We start from the raw sequence: 26,347 nt of genomic DNA on the forward strand, positions 1-26,347 counted from the left end.
TACAATGACCTCCCTTTTGCCCCCGCAAAGCTGGCGTACGTTCGGCGCGGCATGCAACTGGTTGAATTGAAAAGAAATTTGCCTCGATAAGGGGCAGCCTGGTGAGAAAGTGTCTATGAAAGCAGGTCTGTACCAACCAGATGAATTCAAGGATAACTGTGGTTTCGGCCTGATAGCCCATATGCAGGGCGAGCCCAGCCATACCCTTTTGCAAACGGCCATTGAGGCCCTGACCTGCATGACCCACCGTGGTGGGATCAACGCCGACGGCAAGACCGGCGACGGTTGTGGCTTGCTGATTCAAAAACCCGACGAGTTCCTGCGTGCCGTAGCCCAGGAAACGTTTGGCGTGACCCTGCCCAAGCAATACGCCGTGGGCATGGTGTTCTTCAACCAGGACCCGGTGAAGGCCGAGGCCGCTCGCGAGAACATGAACCGCGAGATCCTGGCCGCCGGCCTGCAACTGGTCGGCTGGCGCAAAGTGCCGATCGACACCAGTGTCCTCGGCCGCCTGGCGCTTGAGCGCCTGCCGCAGATCGAGCAGGTGTTCATCACAGGCGAAGGCCTGAGCGACCAGGACATGTCGATCAAGCTGTTCAGCTCCCGTCGTCGCTCGTCCGTGGCCAATGCCGCCGACACCGATCACTACATCTGCAGCTTTTCCCACAAGACCATTATCTACAAAGGCCTGATGATGCCGGCGGACCTCACCGCCTTCTATCCGGACCTGAGCGACGAGCGCCTGAAAACCGCGATCTGCGTGTTCCACCAGCGCTTCTCCACCAACACCCTGCCGAAATGGCCGCTGGCCCAGCCATTCCGCTTCCTCGCCCACAACGGCGAGATCAACACCATCACCGGCAACCGCAACTGGGCCGTGGCCCGTCGCACCAAGTTCGCCAACGACCTGATGCCGGATCTCGAAGAACTCGGCCCACTGGTCAACCGCGTGGGCTCGGACTCCTCGAGCATGGACAACATGCTGGAACTGATGGTGACCGGTGGTATCGACCTGTTCCGCGGCGTGCGCATGCTGGTGCCGCCGGCCTGGCAGAACGTCGAGACCATGGACCCGGACCTGCGCGCCTTCTACGAATACAACTCCATGCACATGGAACCGTGGGACGGCCCAGCCGGTATCGTCATGACCGACGGTCGCTACGCCGTGTGCCTGCTGGACCGTAACGGTCTGCGTCCGGCGCGTTGGGTCACCACCACCAACGGGTTCATCACCCTGGCGTCGGAAATCGGCGTCTGGAACTACAAGCCCGAAGACGTCATTGCCAAGGGGCGCGTAGGCCCGGGCCAGATCTTTGCCGTGGACACCGAAACCGGCCAGATCCTCGACACCGATGCGATCGACAACCGCCTCAAGTCCCGTCATCCATACAAGCAATGGCTGCGCAAGAATGCCCTGCGCATCCAGGCGACCATGGAAGACAACGACCATGGTTCGGCGTTCTACGACGTCGACCAGCTCAAGCAGTACATGAAGATGTACCAGGTGACGTTCGAAGAGCGTGACCAGGTGCTGCGTCCGCTGGGCGAGCAGGGCTACGAAGCGGTCGGCTCCATGGGTGACGACACGCCGATGGCCGTGCTGTCGCAGCGCGTGCGTACGCCGTACGACTATTTCCGCCAGCAGTTCGCCCAGGTGACCAACCCACCGATCGACCCGCTGCGCGAAGCGATCGTGATGTCGCTGGAAATCTGCCTCGGTGCCGAGCGCAACATTTTCCAGGAGTCGCCAGAACACGCCTCGCGGGTGATCCTCAGCTCGCCGGTCATTTCCCCGGCCAAGTGGCGCTCGTTGACCAACCTCGACCGCCCGGGCTTTGCGCGCCAGGTCATCGACCTGAACTACGACGAAAGCGTCGGCCTGGAAGCGGCGATCCGCAACGTCGCCGATCAGGCTGAAGAAGCCGCGCGCGCCGGTCGTACCCAGATCGTGCTCAGCGACCGTCATATCGCGCCAGGCAAGCTGCCGATCCACGCCTCGCTGGCCACCGGCGCGGTGCACCATCGCCTGACTGAAAAAGGCCTGCGCTGCGACTCCAACATCCTGGTGGAAACCGCCACCGCCCGCGATCCGCATCACTTCGCGGTGCTGATCGGTTTCGGTGCCTCGGCGGTGTATCCGTTCCTGGCCTATGAAGTGCTGGGCGACCTGATCCGCACCGGTGAAGTGCTGGGCGACCTCTATGAGGTGTTCAAGAACTACCGCAAGGGCATCACCAAGGGTTTGCTCAAGATCCTGTCGAAGATGGGTATCTCGACCATCGCCTCGTACCGTGGCGCGCAACTGTTCGAGGCCATCGGCCTGTCGGAAGAAGTCTGCGAGCTGAGCTTCCGTGGCGTGCCGAGCCGCATCAAAGGTGCGCGTTTCGTCGACATCGAAGCCGAACAGAAAGCCCTGGCTGCCGAAGCCTGGAGCCCGCGCAAGCCGATCCAGCAGGGCGGTTTGCTGAAGTTCGTCCATGGCGGCGAGTACCACGCCTACAACCCGGACGTGGTCAGCACCTTGCAAGCCGCCGTGCAACAGGGCGACTACAGCAAGTTCAAGGAATACACCTCGCTGGTGGACAACCGTCCGGTGTCGATGATTCGCGACCTGCTCAAGGTCAAGACCCTCGACACGCCGTTGGACATCAGTGAAATAGAGCCGCTGGAATCGGTGCTCAAGCGCTTCGATTCGGCCGGTATTTCCCTGGGCGCCTTGTCCCCGGAAGCCCACGAAGCCCTGGCCGAAGCCATGAACCGCCTCGGTGCGCGTTCCAACTCCGGCGAAGGCGGCGAAGACCCGGCGCGCTACGGCACCATCAAGAGTTCGAAAATCAAGCAGGTGGCGACCGGCCGCTTCGGTGTGACGCCGGAATACCTGGTCAACGCTGAAGTGCTGCAGATCAAGGTGGCCCAGGGCGCCAAGCCCGGCGAAGGCGGCCAGTTGCCCGGCGGCAAGGTCAACGGCCTGATCGCCAAGCTGCGCTACGCGGTCCCTGGCGTGACCCTGATCTCGCCGCCGCCGCACCACGACATCTACTCGATCGAAGACTTGTCGCAACTGATCTTCGACCTCAAGCAGGTGAACCCCAAGGCGCTGGTCTCGGTGAAACTGGTGGCGGAAGCGGGTGTTGGCACCATCGCGGCCGGCGTGGCCAAGGCGTATGCCGACCTGATCACCATTTCCGGCTACGACGGTGGCACCGGTGCCTCGCCGCTGACCTCGATCAAGTACGCTGGTGCGCCGTGGGAACTGGGCCTGGCTGAAACCCACCAGACCCTGCGCGGCAACGATTTGCGCGGCAAGGTCCGGGTGCAGACCGACGGTGGCCTGAAGACCGGCCTGGACGTGATCAAGGCCGCCATCCTCGGCGCCGAGAGCTTCGGCTTCGGCACCGCGCCGATGATCGCCCTGGGCTGCAAATACCTGCGCATCTGCCACCTGAACAACTGCGCCACCGGCGTGGCGACCCAGAACGACAAGCTGCGCAAGGACCACTACATCGGTACCGTCGACATGGTGGTGAATTTCTTCACCTACGTGGCCGAAGAGACCCGTGAGTGGCTGGCGAAGCTGGGCGTGCGTTCGCTCGAAGAGCTGATCGGCCGTACCGACTTGCTGGAAGTGCTCGAAGGCCAGACCGCCAAGCAGCATCACCTGGACCTGACCCCGTTGCTGGGCAGTGATTACATTCCGGCAGATAAGCCACAATTCTGCCAGGTCGAGCGCAACCCGCCATTCGACAAGGGTGAACTGGCCGAGAAGATGGTCGACATGGCCGCTGCGGCGATCAACGACCTGAGCGGTGCCGAGTTCAACCTGGATATCTGCAACTGCGACCGTTCCATCGGCGCACGGATCTCCGGCGAAATCGCGCGCAAGCACGGCAACCAGGGCATGGCCAAGGCGCCGGTCACCTTCCGCTTCAAGGGCACCGCAGGCCAGAGCTTCGGCGTCTGGAACGCCGGTGGCCTGAACATGTACCTGGAAGGTGATGCCAACGACTACGTGGGCAAGGGCATGACCGGCGGCAAGCTGGTCATCGTTCCGCCCAAGGGCAGCGTCTACAAGACCCAGGACAGTGCCATCATCGGCAACACCTGCCTCTACGGCGCCACAGGCGGCAAGCTGTTCGCCGCCGGCACCGCAGGCGAGCGTTTTGCCGTGCGTAACTCCGGGGCCCACACTGTGGTGGAAGGTACCGGCGATCACTGCTGCGAGTACATGACCGGTGGTTTTGTCTGCGTGCTGGGCAAGACCGGTTATAACTTCGGCTCTGGCATGACCGGCGGTTTCGCCTACGTGCTCGACCAGGACAACACCTTCGTTGACCGGGTCAACCACGAACTGGTGGAAATCCAGCGGATCAGCGGCGAGGCAATGGAAGCCTATCGCAGCCACCTGCAAAACGTGCTGAACGAGTACGTCGCGGAAACCGACAGCGAGTGGGGTCGTGAACTCGCCGAGAACCTCGATGACTACTTGCGCCGTTTCTGGCTGGTCAAGCCTAAGGCTGCCAACCTGAAATCGTTGCTTTCCAGCACTCGTGCCAACCCGCAGTGATATGCGCCTGAAGAGTTTGATGAGGTTTTAACAATGGCTGAACGTCTGAATAACGACTTCCAGTTCATCGATGTCGGGCGCAAGGATCCGAAGAAGAAACTGTTGCGTCAACGCAAGAAAGAGTTCGTGGAAATCTACGAGCCTTTCAAACCCCAGCAGTCGGCCGACCAGGCCCACCGCTGCCTGGGCTGCGGTAACCCGTATTGCGAATGGAAGTGCCCGGTGCACAACTTCATTCCCAACTGGCTGAAACTGGTGGCCGAGGGCAACATCCTCCAGGCCGCCGAGCTGTCCCACCAGACCAACACCCTGCCGGAAGTCTGCGGTCGGGTGTGCCCGCAGGATCGCCTGTGCGAGGGGGCGTGCACCCTCAACGACGGTTTTGGCGCGGTGACCATCGGTTCGGTGGAGAAGTACATCACCGACACCGCGTTCGCCATGGGCTGGCGTCCTGACATGTCCAAGGTCAAGCCGACCGGCAAACGCGTGGCGATCATCGGTGCCGGCCCGGCGGGCCTGGGCTGTGCCGATGTGCTGGTGCGTGGTGGCGTGACCCCGGTGGTGTTCGACAAGAACCCGGAAATCGGCGGTCTGCTGACCTTTGGCATTCCCGAGTTCAAGCTGGAAAAGACTGTGCTGAGCAATCGTCGCGAAGTCTTCACCGGCATGGGCATCGAGTTCCGCCTGAACACCGAGGTGGGCAAGGACGTGACCATGGAGCAACTGCTCGCCGAATACGATGCGGTCTTCATGGGCATGGGCACCTACACCTACATGAAGGGCGGCTTTGCCGGTGAGGACCTGCCGGGCGTCTACGACGCACTCGACTTCCTGATCGCTAACGTCAACCGCAACCTGGGCTTTGAAAAGTCGCCGGAAGATTTCGTCGACATGAAAGGCAAGAAGGTCGTGGTGCTCGGCGGTGGCGACACGGCGATGGACTGCAACCGCACGTCGATCCGCCAGGGCGCCAAGTCGGTGACCTGCGCCTACCGTCGTGACGAGGCGAACATGCCCGGCTCGCGCAAAGAGGTGAAGAACGCCAAGGAAGAAGGCGTGAAATTCCTCTACAACCGCCAGCCGATTGCCATTGTCGGTGAAGACAAGGTCGAAGGCGTGAAGGTGGTCGAGACCCGTCTCGGCGAACCCGACGCCCGCGGCCGCCGCAGCCCCGAGCCGATCCCCGGTTCCGAAGAAATCATCCCGGCCGACGCCGTGGTGATCGCCTTCGGCTTCCGTCCAAGCCCGGCGCCGTGGTTCGAACAGTTCGAGATCCAGACCGACAGCCAGGGCCGCGTCGTGGCACCTGAGCAAGGTCAGTACAAGCACCAGACCAGCAACCCGAAGATCTTCGCCGGTGGCGACATGGTCCGCGGTTCCGACCTGGTGGTAACGGCGATCTTCGAAGGCCGTAATGCGGCGGAAGGGATCCTGGATTACCTGGGGGTCTGATCAGGCAACACAAAAGCTGTGGGAGTGAGCTTTGTGGGAGCAAAGCTTGCTCGCGATCCATGCGCCTCGGTGCCCAAGAGACCGCGGTGTTTTCATCGGGGGCAAGCCTTGCTCCCACAAAACTGCTCCCACAGTAATTTTTGTGGTGGCGAAAATTGAGCCGCACCGCGACAAATTGCCCCGATAGATAAAAGGCACGGCTCTTGCCGTGCCTTTTGCCTCGCGCTCTGAGAAAATGCCCGCACTTTTTTTCCGGATGCCGACATGACTGCCCTGAAGAACGACCGTTTCCTTCGCGCCCTGCTCAAGCAACCCGTAGACGTCACCCCGGTGTGGATGATGCGCCAGGCCGGTCGCTACCTGCCGGAATACCGCGCCAGCCGTGCCAAGGCCGGTGACTTCATGAGCCTGTGCATGAACCCCCAGTTCGCCTGCGAAGTGACGATGCAGCCTCTGGATCGGTATCCGCAGCTGGACGCGGCCATCCTGTTCTCCGACATCCTGACCATTCCCGATGCCATGGGCCAAGGCCTGTACTTCGAGACCGGCGAAGGCCCGCGCTTCAAGAAAGTCATCAGCACCCTGGCCGACATCGAGGCCCTGCCGATTCCCGATCCGCAGAAAGACCTGGGCTACGTCATGGACGCGGTCAGCACCATTCGCCGTGAACTCAACGGTCGTGTGCCGCTGATCGGTTTCTCTGGCAGCCCTTGGACCCTGGCCACGTACATGGTCGAAGGCGGCTCGTCGAAGGACTTCCGCAAGACCAAGGCCATGCTCTACGACAACCCGCAGGCCATGCACCTGTTGCTGGACAAGCTGGCCCAGTCGGTCACGTCCTACCTCAACGGCCAGATCCTGGCCGGTGCGCAAGCGGTGCAGATCTTCGACACCTGGGGCGGCAACCTGTCGGCGGCGGCGTACCAGGAATTCTCCCTGGCCTACATGCGCAAGATCGTCAGCGGCCTGATCCGCGAGCACGAGGGTCGTAAAGTACCGGTGATCCTGTTCACCAAGAACGGCGGCCTGTGGCTGGAAAGCATCGCCGATGCCGGCGCCGACGCCCTGGGCCTGGACTGGACCTGCGACATTGGCAACGCTCGCGAGCGTGTCGGTCACAAGGTTGCCCTGCAGGGCAACATGGACCCGACCGTGCTTTACGCCAAGCCCGAAGCCATCCGCGCAGAAGTCGGGCGCATCCTGGCCAGCTACGGCAGCGGCAGCGGCCATGTGTTCAACCTCGGCCATGGCATCACCCCGGAAGTCGATCCGGAACACGCCGGTGCTTTCCTGCGCGCGGTGCATGAGTTGTCGGCGCCCTATCACCAGTAATCATGCCCAGCGTTACCCAGCCTGTCCGGCCTCGTGCCTGGACAGGCTTTTTTTTGCCCGGTTGTTTATTTGTTCAATATGAAATTTGTTAGTTGTTTTGTATGAAGTATCTGTTTGTGTTCGTTTGATAGCTATTTCTATTCGTAAGAAGTTTCTCGAACTATGTAATAGAAATAGCTTCAGAGATCATTCCTTCTGTTTTGAGAGATTTTTCCTACATAGGAAATACTCAACTTTCTATAAGGTTCGGCGCTTGTCAGGTTACGCGCTGAACGACCCGGCGCACCTTTCAAGATGGCGGTGATACGTCTTTCAATCTCGATGAGTAGTCTGGAATTTATATGAACAACAACTTCAAGAAGAACAGTGTGTTAACGGGGTGTGCTTCGTCGTTAGTTCTGTTGTCGGCGATGATGGCTTCCCAGAGTGTGTTTGCCCACGGTTTCGTCGAAGTGCCACCTTCCCGTGCGCTGCTGTGCCAGAAAGGTATCAACAAAAACTGCGGCGGCGCGCAATACGAGCCGCACAGCACCGGCGAGACCTTCAAGGGCTTCCCGAATGGGGCCGGTGGCGGGCCGCTGCAAGGCCCTATCGACGGCAAAATCGCCAGCGGCGGCAATCCCAACTTTTCTGCTCTTGATGCGCAATCGGCTTCGCGCTGGCACCCGAGCGAAATCAGGGACCGCAACGTCACCTTTCAATGGCAATACGTCGCGGCACACCGGACCAGCAAACACGAATACTTCATTACTCGCGAGGGTTGGAACCCGAACGAAGCGCTCAAGCGTGCCTCGTTCGACAGCACGCCGTTCTGTACGGTGGATGGCGGTCAACAGATTCCGGTAGGCGGTACCCCGCACAACTGCGTCATTCCTGACAGTAAATCGGGTCATCACGTCATCCTGGCCGTCTGGACCGTGGGCGACACGGATAACGCGTTCTACAACCCGGTGGATGTGAACATTCTCGCCGAAGCCGCATTGCCGGGCGGCTGGTTGCCGGTAGGCAGCATTACCCCATCGACCTCGTTGCTGGCGGGTGACAAGGTCAAGGCCCGGGCGTTCTCCGCCAGCGGCGAAAATGCTGAGTACAGCGTAGAAATCAGCATCGACAACGCTGAAGAAGGCAAGCCTGAGAACTGGTCGTTCAAACTGGCCGAAGCGATCAACAACGCCCACGCCCTGATTCGTGCCGGTATCCGTGACGACGACGGCAATATCACGCCGGTCAAGGGGACTAACAGGCTGTACGCCCAGAAAGAAAGCGATGTGACCGGTTATCAAGTGCAACTGGACATGCAAGAAGACGCCAGCGCCAGCATGGAAATTTCTTCCCTGCAGCCAGAGTACGTACTCGACAAAGGCCGGGGCAGCGTGACCTTCACTGCCCAGACGAACCGCAAGATGAACCTCGAGGCCACCCTGTTCGATGAAAAGAACAAGCAGGTCGGTGTCGTCAGCCAGACCTCGGGAGAAGGCAGCACCGGCCTGAGCCTGGACGTGCGCAGCGCCCCCGGCGCCCATACCCTGACGTTGGTGGGGACCACCGAAGACGGGCGCACCACTCGTCAGAAGACCCAGGAGGTCACCCTGACCGGCGAAGGCGCCGGCATCGAGTACGACTTCGTCTTCCCTGAAGGCATCAGCGACTACACCGCCGGCACGAAAGTGCTGCAGCCCAAGACTGACGAAGTCTTCGAGTGCAAGCCGTTCCCGGCGTCCGGCTACTGCAAGCAGTACAGCCCGACGGCGAACGCTTTTGAGCCGGGTCTCGGTGCGTCCTGGCAGAGCGCCTGGGACAAGCTGTAAGTCCTGACAGGCAGGCCCCAGGCGATCCGCGCGGATTGCCTGGGGCCTTCAGACGAGGGGCGCAATGATGCCTATCAACTATTCCACGCGACGGGTGCTGCTGCACTGGCTGTCGGCGGCCATCATCTTATGGGCGCTGGCATCCGGTTTTTATGTGGCGTTCAACCCGGTGTCGGCTTCGACCGAACATTGGATCGGCTCACTCAATGTGTCGCTGACCACGCTGTTCATTCCGTTTTTCGTGTGGCGGGCCTGGCTGTTTTTTTGTGAGCTGGAGCCCCGTGGGGCAGCGCTTTCATTGAACAAGAAGCTGGCCTTGGCGGTGCATACGCTGATTTACCTGACCATCGGCGTCGTGCTGGTGACAGGCGTGCTGATGATGAAAAGCGCCATCAGTGTCTTCGGCCTTGTTCGCTTCCCTCAACCATTGGCTGAGCCGGCGCTGATCGAACTGGCCAACACCCTCCATATCCTGTCTTGCGTGGTGCTTTCGATGTTGATTGCACTGCACCTGTGCGCGGTGCTCTGGCATGAGTTTTCCGGGCGCAGGGTGGTACGGCGAATGTCTTTCGCCAAGCCAGTGGGCGCGATGAGCCGGAGAGCGCAAAGGTGAGCTTGCCTGTCCTTGGCCGCCGTCTGCCGAAGCTGCTGCTGGTGCTCGTGCCGCTGCTGTATGGGGTATTGCTGGCCGGCCAAGAGTGGCGCTTTCACCAGGGATTGGGTCGTGATGTGCCGGTGCTGGCCGACCCGCCAGTGGTTCCGGCTCGTGACCTGCCCAACGTGCAAGCCGTGGCGACCGTGCTTGGCCTGGCGCCTGAAGGTGCCCAGGCGCCCAGCGCCGAATCGATTACGTTGCAGGCCAGTTTTGTCGCCGGCCAAGGCTTGTCGCGGGCATTGCTGGCGGACGCCGCCGGCCCGCGCATTTACCAGGTGGGTGAGCGCTTGCCCGGTGGCAGCGTGCTGCGTCGGGTCGAGGCCAGCCACGTGCTGTTGTGGCGCAACGGAAGGGAAGAGCGCCTATCCCTGCAACAGGACGTCAAGCCCTTGCTGCGCCGATTGAGCCCCGAAGACGGGCGCCATGCCACGGTTCATTCCTCGCAATACCTACGCCCGGTGGCCGGGCAATCAGAGTGATCGAATTCATGAACAGCTTTATCCGGGCCCGTGTAGCGCGCGTCCTGTTCGGCCTTGCGGTGGTTTGCCCATTGACGTTCCCCGGTTTGCTGCGAGCCGAGGAGGCCCAGTGGCAACTGGCGATGAACAACGCGGAACTGCGCGATGTGGTCGAGGAGTTCTCCGAGATCCTGGGCAAGACCGTGGTGCTCGATCCCCGGGTATCGGGGCGTATTACCGTCATGTCCCGCGAAGCACTGGACCGCGAAGGCGTACGTCGGTTGTTCTACTCGGTGCTCGATGCGCACAACTTTACGGTGATCGACGAAGGCGAGCGGATCCTGATCACCCCGGTCAGCGATGCCAAGACGCGTGCCGGTATCGCCGATGAACAAAGCGCCACACCGTCGCAATTCGTCACCCGGGTCCTCGACTTGCAATCGAGCATCGCTGCTGATGTTGCCGGGTTGGTCCGGCCCCTGGTGTCGGCCAATGGTTACGTCGGCCCTTCGGTATCGTCCAATGCCTTGGTGGTGACCGACACCGCTGCCAATGTCCAGCGCATCGCCGGGGTGGTACGGCAGTTGGATTCAGGGCGCAACCGCAATCATGTGGTGGTGCGGTTGCAGCACGCCTTGGCCGCGGACATAGCGCCGCTGATGGAAGCCTCCGGCGGCAAGCGCGAGGGGGAGACGGCGGGCGCGGTGATCGCCGATGCCCGCAGCAATCGGCTGGTGATCATCGGCGCCCCGGCGGTGCGCCAGCGCTTGATCGACCTGGCCCGGAGCCTGGATGTCCCGGCCGTTGCATCCCGGGACAACGCCCGGGTCATCCGCCTGCGCCATAGCGATGCCAAGCAATTGGCCGAGGTGCTGGAGGCGGTCGGGCAGGACAAGAAAACCACGCCGGCACTGGCCGGCCTGCGGGAAACGGCCAGCGCCAGCCCGTTCATGATCAAGGCCGATGAAAGCCAGAATGCCTTGGTGTTGATTGCCGAGCCGGCCCAGGTCCGCATCATCGAGAACATCGTCCGAGAGTTGGACCAGCCCCGGGCCCAGGTGCTCATTCACGCGGCCATCGTCGAGGTCACTGGGGATATCTCCGAAGCGCTGGGGGTGCAGTGGGGGCTGGAGAGTGGCAGCGCGACAGGGGCCATCAACTTTCCGGGAACCGACATCCCGATCATCGGGTTGGACCTCAACAAGCTGGATAAGAAGACTGAAGGCGTCTTCCTGCGGCTGGGCGGCGATCGCTTCAGTGCGCTGGTCTCGGCGTTGGCGAGCAATACCCATAGCAACCTGCTGTCCACCCCCAGCCTGCTGACCCTGGATAACCAGGAAGCGGAAATCATCGTGGGCCAGAACGTCCCGTTCAAGACCGGCTCCTACGCCACCAGCGGCAACGGTGCGGACAATCCGTTCACCACCGTGGAGCGCAAGGACGTCGGCATCAGCCTCAAGGTCAAGCCCTACATCAACGAAGGCTCGACCTTGCGCCTTGAAGTCGAGCAGGAAGTTTCGGACATCGCGCCGTCTGTTTCCGGTGTGGACTCCTCTGACCTGATCACCAACAAGCGGGCCTTGAAGAGCACGATCCTGGCGGACGATGGCGAGATCATCGTGATCGGCGGCCTGATCCGCGACAGTGTCCGAACCCAGCAAAGCGGTGTGCCGTTGCTGCGCAGTATTCCGTACCTGGGCGCGCTGTTTCGCTGGAACCGCGACACCCAGACCAAAAGCAACCTGATGGTATTCCTGCGTCCGACCATCGTACGCAGCAACGAAGACTTGGCCGAGGTCAGCCGCCAGCGCTACGACGCGCTCCGGGAGTTGAGCAAACCCGGTTCGCGAGCAAACAATTCGCTGCTGTTGCCCCGGGATGCCCGCCAGTTGTTCGATTCGTCCACGGATGCGTCGGTGGCCGATCCGCAACCGCGTTCGGGGGCCCTGTGACGGACCCGCAGGCCCCGTTGCCCTTTGGTTTCGCCAGACGTTTCGGTGTGCTGCTCGAAGGCGCCGGGCCGACCCTGACCCTGGTGATGCGCGGCGATACGCCCCTGACCGCCGTGGCGGAAGTGCGGCGACTGTGCGGGCGGGATTTGCCCATCCAGGTGCTGGAGCCGGCGCCGTTCGCCGCGCGCCTGGCCAGCGTCTATCGCCAGGGCCAGAGTGCCGCCGAGCAGGTGGCCCAGGGCCTGGACGAGGAACTGGACCTGCTCAGCCTGGCCGACCAAATGCCGCAGACCACCGACTTGTTGGAGCAACAAGGTGATGCGCCAATTATCCGGCTGATCAATGCCCTGCTCAGCGAGGCGGTCCGCGAACACGCCTCGGACGTGCACCTGGAAACGTTCGAGCAATACCTGTCGGTGCGCATGCGCATCGACGGTCAGTTGCAGGAAATGCTCCGTCCACGCCGGGAGTTGGCGAATCTGCTGGTGTCGCGGATCAAGGTCATGGCCCGTTTGGACATCGCCGAAAAACGCGTGCCCCAGGATGGACGAATGGCTTTGCGGCTGGCCGGGCACGAAGTCGATGTGCGGGTCTCCACACTGCCGTCGGCCCATGGCGAGCGTGTGGTGTTGCGTCTGCTCGACAAGCAGGCCGGGCGCCTGGACCTGCAGCGCCTGGGCCTGCCTGACGACACCCTGGCCGGGCTGCGCCAATTGCTCGGCAAACCCCATGGCATCGTGTTGGTCACCGGGCCCACGGGCTCGGGCAAAACCACCAGCCTGTACGCGGCGTTGAGCAGCATCAACGACCAGAGCCGCAACATTCTCACCGTCGAAGACCCCATCGAATATCACCTGCCGGGCATCGGCCAGATGCCGGTCAATCCGAAAGTCGACATGACCTTTGCCCGTGGCCTGCGGGCCATTTTGCGCCAGGACCCGGACGTGGTGATGGTCGGTGAAATTCGCGATCGCGAGACCGCCGAAATCGCCGTCCAGGCGTCCCTGACCGGGCACCTGGTGCTCTCGACCCTGCACACCAATACCGCCGTCGGCGCGGTCACGCGGCTGGTGGACATGGGCGTGGATGCGTATCTGCTGGCGTCGTCCCTGGCCGGCATCGTGGCCCAGCGCTTGTTGCGCACCTTGTGTCCGTCCTGCAAGACGCCCTATGTGGCCGACGCCGCCACGTGTCGACGCCTGGGGCTTGAAGCCAGCGCCGCGCCACGGCTGTTCAAGGCCCAAGGCTGTGATCAATGCCAGAAAGGTTATCGAGGGCGCATCGGCATTTACGAACTGGTGAATATCAGTGCCGCGTTGTCGCAGCTGATTCACGAGGGGGCCACCGAGCAGGCGTTGGCCTCTGAGGCGCGCAAGAGCTCCCGCAGTCTGTTCCAGGACGGGCGCCAGCGGGTTCTCGAAGGCCTGACCAGCGTCGATGAACTGCTGCGCATCACCCAGGAGGATTAGCGCCATGCCGACCTTCGACTACCGGGCCGAAGATGCCCAGGGCCGACGCTGCAAAGGCCGTGTGGAAGGCGACAGCCCCCGCCATGCCCGTCAGTTGTTGCGTGAGCGCGGCTTGCTGCCCAGTGAATTGCGTGAAGCCGGGGAGCCGCGAACCCTGGGGGGGTGGCCTGGCGGGGGACGTCTGAACCCGGCTGACCTGGCGTTGCTGACGTTGCAGCTGTCCACCCTGATCCAGGCTGGCCTGCCCCTTGAGGAAGCCCTGGGGGCCGTGGCGCAACAGAGTCAGAAGCGCCATGTCGTGCACCTGCTGTCGGCGGTGCGCAGTCGGGTGATGGAAGGTCATGCGTTGGCGACGGCACTGAGGGCATTTCCCCAGGCGTTTCCCGAGCTGTTCTGCGCCACCGTTGCCGCCGGCGAGCAATCCGGCCACTTGGGCCAGGTGCTGGAGCAACTGGCGTCCTACACCCAGGCGCGCCAGGCATCGCGCCAGCGCATTCAACTGGCGTTGGTGTACCCGCTGATCCTGATGTTCGCCTGCGTCGCGATCGTCGCGTTTCTGCTCGGCTACGTGGTGCCGGATGTGGTGAAGATTTTTATCGACAGTGGCCAGCCGTTGCCTTGGCTGACCCAGGCGTTGATCACGGTGAGCGACGGCTTGCGTCGCTACGGTCTGCTGCTGTTCGGGGCCCTGGCCGGGATGCTCGGGCTGTGGCGCTGGAGCCTGCGCCAACCGGTGTGGCGCCTGCGCTGGCATTGCTTGTTGCTCAGGCTGCCGTTGCTGGGCGAGGTGCTGCGGGCGATGGAAGCGGCCCGCTTCGCCAGCACCCTGGCGATCCTGAGCAAAAGCGCTGTGCCGCTGGTGGAGGCCTTGCACATCGCCGCCCAGGTGATCGGCAACCTGACCATTCGCGCGCGCATGGCCGACGTGGCTCGTTCGGTCCGCGAGGGCGGAACCCTGACCCGTGGCCTGGAACTGGGCGGGGATATCCCGCCGCTGATGTTGCACATGATCGCCAGCGGTGAACGAGCCGGCGAGCTCGACAGCATGTTGGCCCGCGCCGCCGAACAGCAGGAGGCCAGCCTCGCGGCGCGCATCGCGCTGGTGGTGAGCCTTTTCGAACCGGCCATGTTGGTGCTGATGGGCGGCGTCGTGCTGCTGATCGTCATGGCCATTCTGCTTCCTATCTTGAGCCTCAACCAATTGGTGAATTGACCCATGAAACTTCAAAGCAACCGACCGGCGCGTCCCCAGCGCGGCTTCACCCTGATCGAAATCATGGTGGTGGTGGTCATCATCGGCATCCTCGGTGCCGTCGTCGTGCCGCAGTTCATGAGCCGGCCGGACCAAGCCAAGGTCACGGCCGCGCGCACCGATATCCAGGCGATTGCCACGGCCCTGGAAATGTACCGTCTCGACAACGCTCATTACCCCTCGACCCAACAAGGCCTGGACGCGCTGAGCAAGCGTCCGGCCGGTACGCCCGTGGCAAAGAACTGGAACCCCCAGGGTTATCTGAAAAGCCTGCCGATCGATCCCTGGGGCACGCCCTACCAGTTCCTCAACCCCGGCCTCAAATCACTCGATGGCGGCTATGACCTGTACTCGCTGGGCGCCGATGGCGTGCCGGGTGGCGAGGGGTATGCCGCTGATATCGGCAATTGGGCCGAGTGAACATGGGCCGCCATTCTCGGGGGTTCACCTTGCTGGAACTGATGGTCGTCATTGTGTTGATCGGGGTCGTGATGGGCATGGTCAGTCTGGCTATCGGCCCGAGCCCGACGCGTGAGGCTCGGCAGCAAGCCCAGGACTTCGTTCGTGTGGTCCAGCAATTGCGCGAACGCGCGGTGCTGGATGGGCTGGAATACGGGGTGCGTGTACAGCCTCGCAGCTATCAGGCGTTGCGACTCGAGTCACAGGGCTGGACGGCGGTGTCGGCGGCGCATCGGCTGCCTGAAAGCCTGACACTTGGGTTGGAGCAGGACGGCCATGTCCTGGCGCTCGATGATGCCCTAGGCCCACCACAGTTGCTGATGCTCAGCAGTGACGAGATCAGTCCGTTCAGGTTGTTCATCAAAGTCGCTGGCCAGACGATTTCCCGGGTTGTGAGTGATGGCCTGGCGGAGCCGTTGATCGATGGCTGACGCTCGCAGGCTGGCCGCCGATTGCCAGGGGTTCACGCTGTTGGAAGTCATGGTCGCGCTGGCGATTTTCGCCACGTTGGCGGCGGCGGTGCTGTCGGCCAGCCAGTTCGTGCTCAAGCAAAGCGCCGGGCTCGAGGACCGTTTGTTCGGCGCCTGGCTAGCGGACAACCAACTCAGCGAGCTCCGTCTGCAAGCCGCTACGCCACTGGGCCAACAGCGTCTGGCCCGGCGCCTGGATCAGCGCGATTGGGTCTTGCAACAGCGTGTCGCCCCGGCCCGCGACCCACATCTGCTCCAGGTCGAGATCCAGGTCAGCCGGGCTGGCAGCCCAGCGGTCGTGCACTGCACCACCGGATGGATCCGCAACCGTCATGAATAGACAGTCGGGCTTTACCTTGTTGGAACTGGTGATTGCCATCGCCGTTTTTGCCTTGCTCGGCCTGGCCAGTTGGCGCCTGTTCGATGGCGTGGTGCGTACCCAGCAGGGCGCCGGCCAACATGAGCGCGAACTCAGGGCCTTGCAACGTGCGGTGGGGGTGATCGAACGGGATGTGTGGCAGGCCGTTGCCGGTTCCATCGTGCTCGCGTCAGGGCGCCTGCAATTGCAGCGTAGCCATTGGCCCAATCCACTGGACCAGCCGCGCAGCGAGCGGCAAACGGTGAGCTTTCGACTCGAGGGCGCGGCGTTGTGGCGCGACAGTCGCGGTGAAGGGCCGGTCATCGTGCAACAGCAGAAATTGCTCGAGGACGTACGTCACCTGAGCTGGCGTGTATTCGATGCGCAACGGGGCTGGCACGACGAAACCGTGCGCGGCAACGCGCCGCTGGCGTTGGAACTGGTGATGTCCACGGGGCGTTTCCAGCAGGTCCGTCGCGTGCTGCTGTTGCCTGGGTCGTTGCCGTGAACCGGCAACGAGGCGTGGCGCTGATCAGTGTGTTGTTGGTCCTGAGCCTGGCGCTGTTGCTCACCGCCGGCATGCTGCGCAGTCATCGCCTGTTGTTGCAGAGCAGCGCACAGCAGTTGCAGCACATCCAACTGCGTCAATTGGGGCTGGCCGCTGAAGCCTGGGCGCAGGCGGTGTTGGAAGGTAGCGCGATAACGTCGTCCGGGCCGGTAGACCTGAGCCAGGATTGGGCCCGGCGCAAACCTGTGTTCGAGATGGAGGACGCCGAGGTTCACCTCAATATCGAGGATCTGTCCGGGCGCCTGAACCTCAATGCGCTGCTGGCCCAGGGTCAAACCGATCAAGTCACTCTCGGTCGTTGGACGCGATTGTTGGCATTGCTGGATTTACCCGCGTTCTCATTGCCCCAGGTCGGCTCGGTGCAGGAGTTGAGTCAACTGCGCCTGTTGCCGGACATCGACGGCCAGGCGCTGCGGCGCCTGGAGCCTTGGGTGGTGTTGCTGCCCAGGGATGCCCTGCTCAATATCAATACCGCACCACTGCCAGTGTTGATGAGCCTGGACGGCATGGAGGAGGGGCCGGCCAAAGCGTTGATCAACCAGCGTCGCCACCAGCCATACGCCAGCGTGCAGGCCTTCACCAATGATCCGCTGTTGTCCGGGGTGGGCATTGGCAGCCATGGCCTGGGCGTCAGCAGCCGCTGGTTCCGAATCACCGTGAGCGTGGCCCGTGCCGGCAGCCGCCTGCGCCTGGCCTCGGACATCGAGCGCGACCCCGTTAGCGGACGCTGGACTGTGGGTCAGCGTCGTTTTTTACCTATCAGCCCCGCGAGCTCCCTTAGATGAAAACCTGGCTTTACCTGACGGCCGATGGCATGGATGCGCCTTGCGTCAACTGGCCGTGTTGCGTGTGGTCGCCCACGGGCGAACGACGCAGCCTGCCCCTGCATGAAGCCGCCCGCGAGTTGAATGGGCGGCTCGTCGACGTGCTGTTGCCGATGGAAATGTGCAGCTGGCTGCGCAGCGATCCGTGGCCTTCCCGACGCCAGCCGCGACCCCAGGCTCTCGCATTCGCCATCGAAGAACAGTTGAGTGAAAACCTGGAGACGTTGCACATCAGCGTCGGCGCGCGCGACCGTCAGCAGCGCTATCCACTGATGGTGACCGAGCGAGGCCGATTCCAGGCACTGCTGGCGCTGCTGGCCGCGCAAGGCATCGATGTACGTGCGATGTATGTCGACGCCGACCTGCTGCCCGATGACAGGACTTTTGCGGTGCGTTGGTTCGGTCGCTGGCTGTTGGGCGGGGCATTGCCGGCGCGCGTGTCGCTGTCGGCCCAGGCCCTGGCCGTGCTCAAGCCTGACTTGCCCGAAGAGATTCACTGGCTGGACGAGGGGCGCGATCGCGAAGGTATCGATGAGTGGCTGCTCAGCGCTGGCGGACATCCCATCGACCTGATGCAAGGTGAGTTCCGTCGACGTCACCAGCCGCTGGCGTGGCGTGGCGTGGCGGTTGCCGCGTTGGGATTGCTATTGCTCACCTGGGCGTTCAGCGAGGGTCGCATACGATTTCTTGAAAGCGAAGCCCGTCATCTGTACGCCCAGGGCGAGCAGCGATTCAGGTCGCTGTATCCCGAGCAAACCCGGATCGTCGACCTGGCGGCGCAGTTCCAGGCGTTGCAGGGTCGCCGTGGGCAAAGCCAGGACACCCAGGTCGCGCGTCTGGTCCGTCTGACGGAGCAGGTCATTGGCGCGAGCAGCGTCGCAGTACAGCGCATCGATTTTCGGGAAGACGAGGGTTGGAAAATCCAGCTCACCGCCAACAGTTTCGTCGAGCTTGAGCAACTGCGCGAACGCGGGCAGCAAAACGGACTGCCCGTCTCCCTGGGTAGCGCCAGCAAACAGAACAACCGCGTGCAGGCCACCCTCACGCTGGAGAACAGTTGATGAACTTCGTTAGCTTGATTCAGGCCTGGGGGAGGGTGTCACGCCGTGAGCAACAATTGTTGCTGGGCCTCGTCGGACTGTTGCTGGTGGTCGTGGCCTACACCTTGATTTGGCAACCGACTCGGCAACGGCTGGAGGTTGCCGAGCGACAGTATCGCCAACAGGTTGAGCTGCACGCCCGAATCCAGCGCGCCGAACCCACTCGGGATCTGACCGCCGCGACACGGCCCTTGTCGGTGCGAGTCAACGACAGTGCGACCGCGGCGGGGTTGGACATTGCAGAGATGGAAGTCGATGGCGATTCGTTGCGGCTCGTCGTCAGTGGCGATGCCAATTCGTTGCTTCATTGGTTGGATCAACAAGAGCGGGAGGGCGCGGTGCTGCAATCGCTCACTCTGGAAGCTGAGAATGGTTTGCTGGGCGCGCGGGTGGTTTTGCTTCAATGACCGAACTCGGTGGCGCCTTGTAGGAACTGCCGAAGGCTGCGATCTTTTGATCTTGGTCTTTTACTCCAGATTCAGTTGTCTGGGACAAGATCGCAGCCTCGTTGCACTCGGCAGCTCCTACACCAGGTTTGGACAGAGACCTCGTTCGGCCTAAACCTGAACATTCCCCGGCAACAACGGTAACTTCGCCAGTTTCACCGCCACCAGCAACGCCACCACCAGCAACGTGCCGATGAACAGGCCGACACCGTTCCACCCGGCCAGGTGCCAGGCCACGCCGCCCGCCGTCCCTGCGACACTCGAACCGGCGTAGTAGCTGAACAGGTACAGCGATGATGCCTGGCCCTTGGCCTTGAGAGCGCGGCGGCCGATCCAACTGCTGGCGACCGAGTGGGCGCCGAAGAAACCGAAGGTGAACACCAGCATGCCCGGGATCACCAGCGTCAACGGCGTGGCCATGGTCAGTGCGAGGCCGGCCAGCATCAGCGCGATGGTTGCCCAGAGCATTTTGCGCCGACCGAGTCTGTCTGCCAGTGCACCGATTTGCGCCGAGCTGTAGATGCCCGACAGGTACACCACCGACAACAACCCGACGAAGGCCTGATCCAGATGATAAGGCTCGGCCAGCAAGCGGTAGCCGATGTAGTTGAACAGCGTCACGAACGCACCCATCAACACGAAGGCTTCGAGAAACAGCAACGGCAGGCCGGCATCGCGAAAGTGCATGGTGAAACCGTCCAGCAAGCTGCGCGGGTGCAGCGAGCGAGGGCGGAAGTTGCGTGACTCGGGCAGGATCCTCCAGAACACCGCCGCGGCGATCAGGGCCAGTCCGCCGATCACCAGCATCGCGGTGTGCCAGCTGACAAAGTCGATCAGAACCCCGGTAATCAGGCGCCCGCACATCCCGCCGATGGCGTTGCCGGCAATGTACAACCCCATCGCCAGGCCGATGTGCTTGGGGTGGATTTCTTCGCTCAAATAGGTCATCGCGACCGCAGCCAAGCCGCTCAGCGACAGCCCCACCAGGGCGCGTAGCAGCAGCACACCGTGCCAGGTCGGCATCATGGCACTGGCGATCGTGCACACCGAGGCCGCGAACAGCGCCGCGACCATCACTGGCTTGCGACCGATGCGGTCGGAAATCGGGCCGGTGATCAACAGGCCGATGGCGAGCAGGCCGGTCGCCACAGACAGGATCAGGCTGCTCTGTGCCGCGTTGATGGAAAACTCCTTGGACAGCAACGGCATCATCGGTTGCACGCAGTACAGCAAGGCGAAGGTCGCAAAGCCACCGCTGAACAGCGCCAGCACCGTGCGCATGAACAACGGCGTGCCTTTCTCGATGTAGATGTCCTTCAATTCGGCAGTGACATCATCCTGCACACGAGGTGGGATTTCATGGGCCAATGGAGCGACAGCAGTTTTCACGGTGGACCTCGAACAAGCACGGCCAGGCAGGCAATGAAAAAAGCATATAGCCAGCTAATGTTTCTATCCAATATATTGTTCGACCTGTTTAAGACGTTCTGCGACCTATTGGATTGCCCATGGAATTGCGTCACCTGCGTTACTTCATCGCTGTGGCCGAAGAGCTGCATTTTGGTCGCGCCGCCCTGGCGCTGGGCATTTCCCAGCCGCCTTTAAGCCAGCAGATCCAGGCGCTGGAGCAGGAAATCGGTGCGCGACTGTTCGAGCGCACCAATCGCCGGGTTGAACTGAGCGAAGCTGGGCGACTGTTCCTCGAAGAGGCGCGACGGGTGCTGGCCCAGGTCGATAAGGCGGCTGACGTGGCCCGCCGTGCCCAGTTGGGCGAGTTGGGCGAGTTGAAAATCGGCTTTACGTCCTCGGCGCCGTTCAACTCCACCATTCCCCAAGCGATCTTCACATTTCGCCAGCGCTTCCCGGCCGTGCATTTGAACCTGCGGGAAATGAGCAGCACCCAGGTGGCCGATGCCCTCATGGACGAGACGATCGAGGTGGGCATCATGCGGCCTTTGCCCCTGCCCGACTCCCTTCAGGAAATCGAACTCAGCCGCGAACCGCTGGTGGCCGTGCTCAGTTCCAAGCATCCCCTGGCCCAGGGCAGCGAAGCAGGGCTGTTCCTCTCGGCGCTGGCCCAGGAACCCTTCGTGTTTTTCCCCCGCAGCTACGGCAGCGGCCTCTACGCACAACTCCTGAGCCTGGCCCGCGATGCCGGCTTCAGTCCGCATTTCGCCCAGGAAGCCGGCGAGGCCATGACCATCATTGGCTTGGTCGCGGCGGGGCTGGGCGTCTCGGTATTGCCGGCGTCCTACCAGCGCATGCGGATTGATGGCGTGGTCTATCGACCGCTGCTCGACCCGGCGGCGGTGTCGGCAGTGTGGCTGGTACAGCGCAAGGATCAGCGTTCGCCGATGGCGAAGGCGTTTGTGGAGTTGTTGACCAAGGATACCGGGACTGTTTGAAGTGGTGGCCAATCAATCGAGGGCGACGTTATGTTGGCTTGAGCGGATGTATTGATCATCCTTCTGTGTGGTGGCGATAAAGGCAGTCAAACTCGCGATATAAAACAAGCCAGGCTCATTGCGAAATCCTGGCAGGAGCAAAACCCATGACCGAACAATTCACTCGCTGGGACTCTGCCGAGTACCTCAAGACCGAAGAGGACATGGCTAACTATCTGGATGCATGCATGGAAGAGGCAGGAGATGATCCTGCATTCATCGCAAAAGCCTTGGGAACCCTTGCACGCGCTCGCGGAATGACCCAGGTGGCCCGTGAAGCCGGGCTGTCCCGGGAAAATCTTTACCGCGCCTTGTCGGGGGAGGGAAATCCTGAGTTCGGCACTATTTTGAAAGTTGTCAAAGCATTGGGACTGAAACTGCATGCCAGCACCTGAACAGGTCAGCATGATGGATGACAGACCAGCCTGTTTGTGAAGGGCGCCGTAAGGCGCCCTTTCTCGTTATAGCCGCAGCATCGACTGATATACCCGGTGGGAGCAATCATCTACCGTTTTCTTCAGCCCTCCCAAACCGTCGCAGGCTTATTGACGTGATAGTCATAAAACCCTTGGAGGGTCCAGGTATCGCCCTTGCGTTCAAATGCCGCGCGCCACGCGCCCCTGCCACTTCCAGGTGACAGTTGCGCCATGTCGTACCAGTAATATTTGTTGATGCGTTTTGTCGTGGCTCTGCCGGCTCGAATGTCATCCATGATTTCTGTCATCTTGGCTCTGGCCGCTTCGGGAAAGTTGTCATATGACATCTGGGTTTCTGCCAGTGTGCTGAGGCTCACCGTAAATTTTTCTGTTGCGGTTGATGCTTCTGCCAGTACCGGCGCAGTGCTGGTGGTCGGTGACTTGCCAGGCACCTTTTTCGTCGGCAATTGGGTCACGACTTCGATATCAAAGGTGTCGTAGTTCGGGAGGTTTTTTGTGAAGTTTGTGATGTCCTCGCCGGTGACCAATAACGTCTTTCGCAGCGACGTGCCTTTGTTGGCGATGACATAGGGAATCTTGTTGTTGCGGATTTCCGTCAGCAGTCCAGGCTTGTGTCTTCTTTTCATTTCGTCCCTGAAGGCGCTGAGTTTTTTCTTTTTATATTCAAGAAAGTTTTCTGGGGTTGTTTTATAGGTTTCCCTGGCGGCTTCTGCTTCGGCCCCATCCCCTGAGTACACGTCGCCCAGATCGGCCCAGACACGCTTTTCCGCTGCTTCGCGCACATCATTAATGTCGTTCTGGATTTTGGTCATGGCCGCTTTCTTTTTTCCCTGGTCAGGGATGATGGTGATGAATAAGGCGCCGGTGAGGTTGTCGGGCAAGGAGGACATCATCATCCTGAAGTTGCCTTCGCTGTCGAAAAGCTCCTTCTTGAGTGGCAGGGTCATGTCGAATATTTTTACTTTTTGTGCGGCAGTAAGCTGGATCCCTCTGACCTGTGAATCGATGTCCCGGGTGCAGTAGTCGACGGCCTGCCAGACGTTGTATTTGTACAGCAGGCTTTCGTGGGGCTTTTTATGTTGCGCGAGACCTTGGAGTCCGTTGTTTATCTGGGTGATGCGTGAACGATAAGTGTCTATATCGCGCACGCCGATATCATTCATGCTCTCGTGCAGGATGCGCTCGGCCAACGCTTCTGGCATTGAATGGATGACCTTCGTTGCCGTATTCACCACGTCCCGGGAGGGCCAGTGATGGTCGACGAGCACGCCCTCTACCAACGCGTTATAGGTCTTTTGTTGCGGGGTTTCCGGGGGCCGTCTGAAGAGACTCAGCAGGGGGCCACCACCCAGTAGCCGTTGTGGTGCTTCGATGTGCCACCGGCCATTTTTCCAAGTCACTGGCAGTTGTTGAGTACGGTTGTTCGACGCATGGATGATCCGCTCGCCTGCTTGTATCGCGGTTTTACTGTAGCCACTCCCCAGCTTTAAATAGCCTTGTCCGCCCGCGTCCCTGAACAGGTTACGACCCTCGGGTATCAGCCCTTTGCCGTCAAAGCCTTTGAGCAGGTACGGCGCCAGTTCCGGGTCAGGCATGCGCGGCAGGGACGACAGTTCTGGGTGGTCCTGGCTTCGGCGTCGGGCTGCGCGGGCCATGATCAGGTCTTGCCCAGCCTCTGCCATGACCTCGCCCAACCCGTTGATGAAATCACCGGTCCACTGGCTGAAGGTGCCACCTTCGTCCTTTATTGCCGACACTGCGGCGCCTGCGACCATCACCGGCAGGATCGCGCGTCCCAATACCCCGCCCAGTCGGCCCCCGTAGAACATGGCCATAGCGCCCGTCAGCAACGTGACGCCATTGCGGCGCCCCGTCTGGGCCGCCGCGCTGTCGCGCTCGGTGTTGGTCACCGTCAGCACATCTACCGTTTTGAGCGCGTGGGTGAGCTGCGTTTCATGCAGCGCCTTGAGCAGGTCGCCTTTAACCACCGGGGACGCGACCTTCAACGCGAAATCATCCTGAACCCGATGTCTTATCCACGAGAAGGTGGGCTGCGTGACTTTCTTGATTTTCTCGTTGAGGGTCAGGTTTTCCGCTGCCGGCACCAGGCTGGCAAGCTGATCGGCTTGTTCCATCAACGGCAGTTGCGCAATCAGCCAGCGGGTCATGTCCAGCGTGGCGGTGAGTGCCGTGACCAGGGCCACTTCCAGCTCCCGGTCGCTTTGCGCGTGGATGTCCCTGTACATTTTTCCGTCCGGCGCGCCCGGTGTGTACAGCGTCAATGACGGCCGGCTGGAGAGTTTCCTGACGCCAAAGGCCAGCAGCTCTTTCAGCACACTGTCGCCCCACTGGATCTGACGCACCACCACCTCGTGCCCGTTGACCTTGCGGCGTTCCTCAGGCATCGCGCTGTCCAACGCCGCCAGCACCAGGTTCAGGCCGGTGTTGTCCTTATCGTGTGTAAAGTCCCCCGATATATGCGCGGCCCACGCCTGCGCCCGCATTTGTTTGGCTTTCAGAGCCATCCATTGTGCCTGACGCTCCCGGGCCGCAAGCTGCAGCGCGGGCGGGAGACGGGCACCCACATTCGCCCTTTCAATGATCTCTACGATCTGCGCAAAGCTTAGCGGCCCCTCTTCGGTGTGGTGGGAAGCGTTGCGTTCGTCCGGTGTCAGGTTGGACATTGCCCACTGCGTCATGGAACGGCAATCGTCGAATATCGCCTCCACGTTGCCTAGCGATACCCCGGACCCGAACGGTGACTCGCCCGTGGGCGCGTGCGAGTCGATGGTCTGCTTGCGAATACATAGGGATACCTGGTCAGGATCGACTGGGGCGTATTTGTCCTTGATGAACCCGGCGAGCAGCGTGCGGGTCCGGTCCTGGAGGGCGTCAGGGGACGCCAGCGTCACGGGATCTGGCGGGGGTGGGGTATCCGCCAGGGTTATCTGCAGGTCCTGCAGCGCGTTCCACCAGGCCACGCGGTCGCTGCCGATCACGTTCGGGTTGGCGTGCAGCCAGTCGTCCAGTTTTTTCTGGTACAGCCGTAGCGCGCGCTCGTCCATGGCGCCCGCCAGGTCCAGCCGGTCCTTGAGGTTCGCCGCGGTATCCAGCCTGGCGATCCAGGCGCTGATGTCCTCATCCTCTCCCAGCCCGTTCAGCAACGCGTCGCTCACGGCGGTTTTTTGCGCCGCTCGCAGATCCGTCACCAGGTAGGCAAGGAAGTCCCCGGCGATGGGGGCGATGGTCACGCCATACTGAACGTTATCGTCGGCCTCCAGGCTGGCCTTCAGCGCCGTCAGGTCCGCGTACACCTCCAGCGGCTTGCCCAAGCGGTACAACACCGCGCTTGCCGAGTCGGTATTGTCATGTCGGGTCAGTGCAACAGCGCCTGACACCGGCACGCTGAACCCCCATCCTTCGGGGGTGATCCTCAGGCTGTAGACCCCGGGCCGGTCACGCTCCGCCAGCCTGGCGCGAGACGTTGCGTCCGGTGCCGACAGCGCATGTTCCGTCAGCGCCTTGTGCAGCGGCAGGCTCAGGGTTCCATCGAGTTGGTGGAGATCGGCCTGTGCCTTGAGTTGCCTACCGAATTCATCGGCCAGCCATTGGCTGACGCTGCGGTCCTGGCTAGCGTCGGGCGGGGTGTCCCAGAAGTTGTCCAGCGCCCGCGTCAGCATTTGTTCATACGACGTCGGGGTGACGCTGATCAGTTGCTTGATTGCTTGCTTGGCGTCACGGTTATTCAGGGCTGCCGGCATATCCGTGACGCTGTTCCGATCGGTGACGATGTCGATATTGCCCAAATCGTCGAAGAACTCGTGGGCATTGATCTTTCCTGCCACCGCACACCAGAAGAGCGTGTCGAGGGGGACTGTTTGCGCCACCGTTCTAAACGCCGGCGCGTTGGCTGCGCGTTCAGTTGGGGGGACGGCTTCATCTTGCCGTCGGCACACGAGTATTTCTTTGACGGCCAGCGTGTTCACCAGGGTGGGGAAGGCTTGCCTGAACCCATCATCCAAGTGCCGCGCAGCCACTGTCGAGGCGCGCGGAACGGCATCGTTCAGGCGGATCATCTGCTGCTGCGAGGCATTGAGTTGGTGTATCAGCAGGGCGCTAGCGGTTGGTAAGGGGGTGTTCTCCAGCATGTTCTCTTCCTGAAAGTTTTTCGGAAGGAACAACCTATTGAAGACGTGCGAAGAGGGGGCGGTATATAGATACCGCATGGCGTGCTGCCAGGCGGTGTACCGAAGTTGTGGATACATGATCGATGGGGCCGCGAGCCTGTTGGCGATGGGC

Annotated in this window: 20 protein-coding genes; 18 read left to right on the forward strand and 2 right to left on the reverse strand. The window is 61.7% G+C overall.

Annotated elements, in window-relative coordinates; genetic code table 11:
• The first annotated feature begins 115 nt into the window (after positions 1–115).
• The 16 genes from gltB (at position 116) to KI237_RS02650 (ending at position 19,128) form a co-directional block, all read left to right on the forward strand.
• The gene (gene gltB / locus KI237_RS02575) at positions 116–4,564 is read left to right on the forward strand and encodes a glutamate synthase large subunit (protein ID WP_212798672.1); all 4,449 of its coding nucleotides are present in this window, start codon (positions 116–118) and stop codon (positions 4,562–4,564) included.
• 33 nt (positions 4,565–4,597) lie between these two features.
• Positions 4,598–6,016 carry a glutamate synthase small subunit GltD family protein gene (locus KI237_RS02580; RefSeq protein ID WP_007909438.1) on the forward strand — a complete coding sequence of 473 codons (1,419 nt, stop codon included), beginning with the start codon at positions 4,598–4,600 and terminating at the stop codon, positions 6,014–6,016.
• 264 nt (positions 6,017–6,280) lie between these two features.
• A complete protein-coding gene (gene hemE / locus KI237_RS02585) occupies positions 6,281–7,348 on the forward strand; it encodes a uroporphyrinogen decarboxylase (protein WP_212798673.1) in 1,068 nt (355 codons plus the stop codon).
• 341 nt (positions 7,349–7,689) lie between these two features.
• Entirely contained in the window at positions 7,690–9,156 is a 1,467-nt protein-coding gene (gbpA, locus tag KI237_RS02590; RefSeq protein WP_212798674.1) for an N-acetylglucosamine-binding protein GbpA, read from the forward strand.
• Positions 9,157–9,223: 67 nt separating this feature from the next.
• Positions 9,224–9,769, forward strand: a complete 546-nt coding sequence (locus tag KI237_RS02595; RefSeq protein WP_212800539.1) for a cytochrome b — start codon at positions 9,224–9,226, stop codon at positions 9,767–9,769.
• Positions 9,766–10,290, forward strand: a complete 525-nt coding sequence (locus tag KI237_RS02600) for a type II secretion system protein N (RefSeq protein WP_212798675.1) — start codon at positions 9,766–9,768, stop codon at positions 10,288–10,290. The genes KI237_RS02595 and KI237_RS02600 overlap by 4 nt, the downstream gene beginning before the upstream one ends.
• Positions 10,291–10,298: 8 nt before the next feature.
• Positions 10,299–12,221, forward strand: a complete 1,923-nt coding sequence (gene gspD / locus KI237_RS02605; protein ID WP_212798676.1) for a type II secretion system secretin GspD — start codon at positions 10,299–10,301, stop codon at positions 12,219–12,221.
• Complete coding sequence (gene gspE, locus KI237_RS02610; protein WP_212798677.1) at positions 12,218–13,690, forward strand: type II secretion system ATPase GspE; 1,473 nt, start codon at positions 12,218–12,220, stop codon at positions 13,688–13,690. The genes gspD and gspE overlap by 4 nt, the downstream gene beginning before the upstream one ends.
• A 4-nt stretch (positions 13,691–13,694) precedes the next feature.
• On the forward strand, positions 13,695–14,903 hold the full coding sequence (gspF, locus tag KI237_RS02615) for a type II secretion system inner membrane protein GspF (RefSeq protein WP_212798678.1): 1,209 nt from the start codon (positions 13,695–13,697) through the stop codon (positions 14,901–14,903).
• 3 nt (positions 14,904–14,906) lie between these two features.
• Positions 14,907–15,362, forward strand: a complete 456-nt coding sequence (gene gspG, locus KI237_RS02620) for a type II secretion system major pseudopilin GspG (RefSeq protein WP_212798679.1) — start codon at positions 14,907–14,909, stop codon at positions 15,360–15,362.
• Positions 15,363–15,364: 2 nt separating this feature from the next.
• Positions 15,365–15,832 carry a type II secretion system minor pseudopilin GspH gene (gene gspH / locus KI237_RS02625; protein ID WP_212798680.1) on the forward strand — a complete coding sequence of 156 codons (468 nt, stop codon included), beginning with the start codon at positions 15,365–15,367 and terminating at the stop codon, positions 15,830–15,832.
• Positions 15,825–16,211 (forward strand): type II secretion system minor pseudopilin GspI, encoded by a 387-nt coding sequence (gspI, locus tag KI237_RS02630; RefSeq protein ID WP_212798681.1) that lies wholly within the window; start codon positions 15,825–15,827, stop codon positions 16,209–16,211. The genes gspH and gspI overlap by 8 nt, the downstream gene beginning before the upstream one ends.
• Positions 16,204–16,737, forward strand: a complete 534-nt coding sequence (gene gspJ / locus KI237_RS02635) for a type II secretion system minor pseudopilin GspJ (protein WP_212798682.1) — start codon at positions 16,204–16,206, stop codon at positions 16,735–16,737. The genes gspI and gspJ overlap by 8 nt, the downstream gene beginning before the upstream one ends.
• Positions 16,734–17,582, forward strand: a complete 849-nt coding sequence (locus KI237_RS02640; RefSeq protein ID WP_212798683.1) for a type II secretion system protein GspK — start codon at positions 16,734–16,736, stop codon at positions 17,580–17,582. The genes gspJ and KI237_RS02640 overlap by 4 nt, the downstream gene beginning before the upstream one ends.
• A complete protein-coding gene (gene gspL / locus KI237_RS02645; protein ID WP_212798684.1) occupies positions 17,579–18,682 on the forward strand; it encodes a type II secretion system protein GspL in 1,104 nt (367 codons plus the stop codon). Before KI237_RS02640 ends, gspL begins: the two co-directional genes overlap by 4 nt.
• A complete protein-coding gene (locus KI237_RS02650; RefSeq protein ID WP_212798685.1) occupies positions 18,682–19,128 on the forward strand; it encodes a type II secretion system protein M in 447 nt (148 codons plus the stop codon). The genes gspL and KI237_RS02650 overlap by 1 nt, the downstream gene beginning before the upstream one ends.
• A 150-nt stretch (positions 19,129–19,278) precedes the next feature.
• Here the strand turns inward: KI237_RS02650 and KI237_RS02655 are convergent, their stop codons facing one another.
• Positions 19,279–20,535 carry an MFS transporter gene (locus KI237_RS02655; protein WP_249410742.1) on the reverse strand — a complete coding sequence of 419 codons (1,257 nt, stop codon included), beginning with the start codon at positions 20,533–20,535 and terminating at the stop codon, positions 19,279–19,281.
• A 140-nt stretch (positions 20,536–20,675) separates the two neighbouring features.
• Between KI237_RS02655 and KI237_RS02660 the strand changes: the two genes are divergently transcribed.
• Both KI237_RS02660 and KI237_RS02670 read left to right on the forward strand, forming a co-directional pair.
• On the forward strand, positions 20,676–21,572 hold the full coding sequence (locus KI237_RS02660) for a LysR family transcriptional regulator (protein ID WP_212798687.1): 897 nt from the start codon (positions 20,676–20,678) through the stop codon (positions 21,570–21,572).
• Positions 21,573–21,718: 146 nt separating this feature from the next.
• Complete coding sequence (locus tag KI237_RS02670) at positions 21,719–22,006, forward strand: addiction module antidote protein (RefSeq protein WP_212798688.1); 288 nt, start codon at positions 21,719–21,721, stop codon at positions 22,004–22,006.
• 122 nt (positions 22,007–22,128) lie between these two features.
• Here the strand turns inward: KI237_RS02670 and KI237_RS02675 are convergent, their stop codons facing one another.
• Entirely contained in the window at positions 22,129–26,196 is a 4,068-nt protein-coding gene (locus KI237_RS02675; protein WP_212798689.1) for a dermonecrotic toxin domain-containing protein, read from the reverse strand.
• Positions 26,197–26,347: the final 151 nt, after the last annotated feature.

The organism is Pseudomonas sp. St316, from assembly GCF_018325905.1.
Taxonomy (GTDB): domain Bacteria; phylum Pseudomonadota; class Gammaproteobacteria; order Pseudomonadales; family Pseudomonadaceae; genus Aquipseudomonas.

Coding starts and splice junctions, on each gene's coding strand:
- gltB (WP_212798672.1), top strand. CDS start 116: ATGAAAGCAGGTCTGTACCAACCAGATGAATTCAAGGATAACTGTGGT.
- KI237_RS02580 (WP_007909438.1), top strand. CDS start 4,598: ATGGCTGAACGTCTGAATAACGACTTCCAGTTCATCGATGTCGGGCGC.
- hemE (WP_212798673.1), top strand. CDS start 6,281: ATGACTGCCCTGAAGAACGACCGTTTCCTTCGCGCCCTGCTCAAGCAA.
- gbpA (WP_212798674.1), top strand. CDS start 7,690: ATGAACAACAACTTCAAGAAGAACAGTGTGTTAACGGGGTGTGCTTCG.
- KI237_RS02595 (WP_212800539.1), top strand. CDS start 9,224: ATGCCTATCAACTATTCCACGCGACGGGTGCTGCTGCACTGGCTGTCG.
- gspD (WP_212798676.1), top strand. CDS start 10,299: ATGAACAGCTTTATCCGGGCCCGTGTAGCGCGCGTCCTGTTCGGCCTT.
- gspF (WP_212798678.1), top strand. CDS start 13,695: ATGCCGACCTTCGACTACCGGGCCGAAGATGCCCAGGGCCGACGCTGC.
- gspG (WP_212798679.1), top strand. CDS start 14,907: ATGAAACTTCAAAGCAACCGACCGGCGCGTCCCCAGCGCGGCTTCACC.
- gspH (WP_212798680.1), top strand. CDS start 15,365: ATGGGCCGCCATTCTCGGGGGTTCACCTTGCTGGAACTGATGGTCGTC.
- gspI (WP_212798681.1), top strand. CDS start 15,825: ATGGCTGACGCTCGCAGGCTGGCCGCCGATTGCCAGGGGTTCACGCTG.
- gspJ (WP_212798682.1), top strand. CDS start 16,204: ATGAATAGACAGTCGGGCTTTACCTTGTTGGAACTGGTGATTGCCATC.
- gspL (WP_212798684.1), top strand. CDS start 17,579: ATGAAAACCTGGCTTTACCTGACGGCCGATGGCATGGATGCGCCTTGC.
- KI237_RS02650 (WP_212798685.1), top strand. CDS start 18,682: ATGAACTTCGTTAGCTTGATTCAGGCCTGGGGGAGGGTGTCACGCCGT.
- KI237_RS02660 (WP_212798687.1), top strand. CDS start 20,676: ATGGAATTGCGTCACCTGCGTTACTTCATCGCTGTGGCCGAAGAGCTG.
- KI237_RS02670 (WP_212798688.1), top strand. CDS start 21,719: ATGACCGAACAATTCACTCGCTGGGACTCTGCCGAGTACCTCAAGACC.
- KI237_RS02675 (WP_212798689.1), bottom strand. CDS start 26,196: ATGCTGGAGAACACCCCCTTACCAACCGCTAGCGCCCTGCTGATACAC.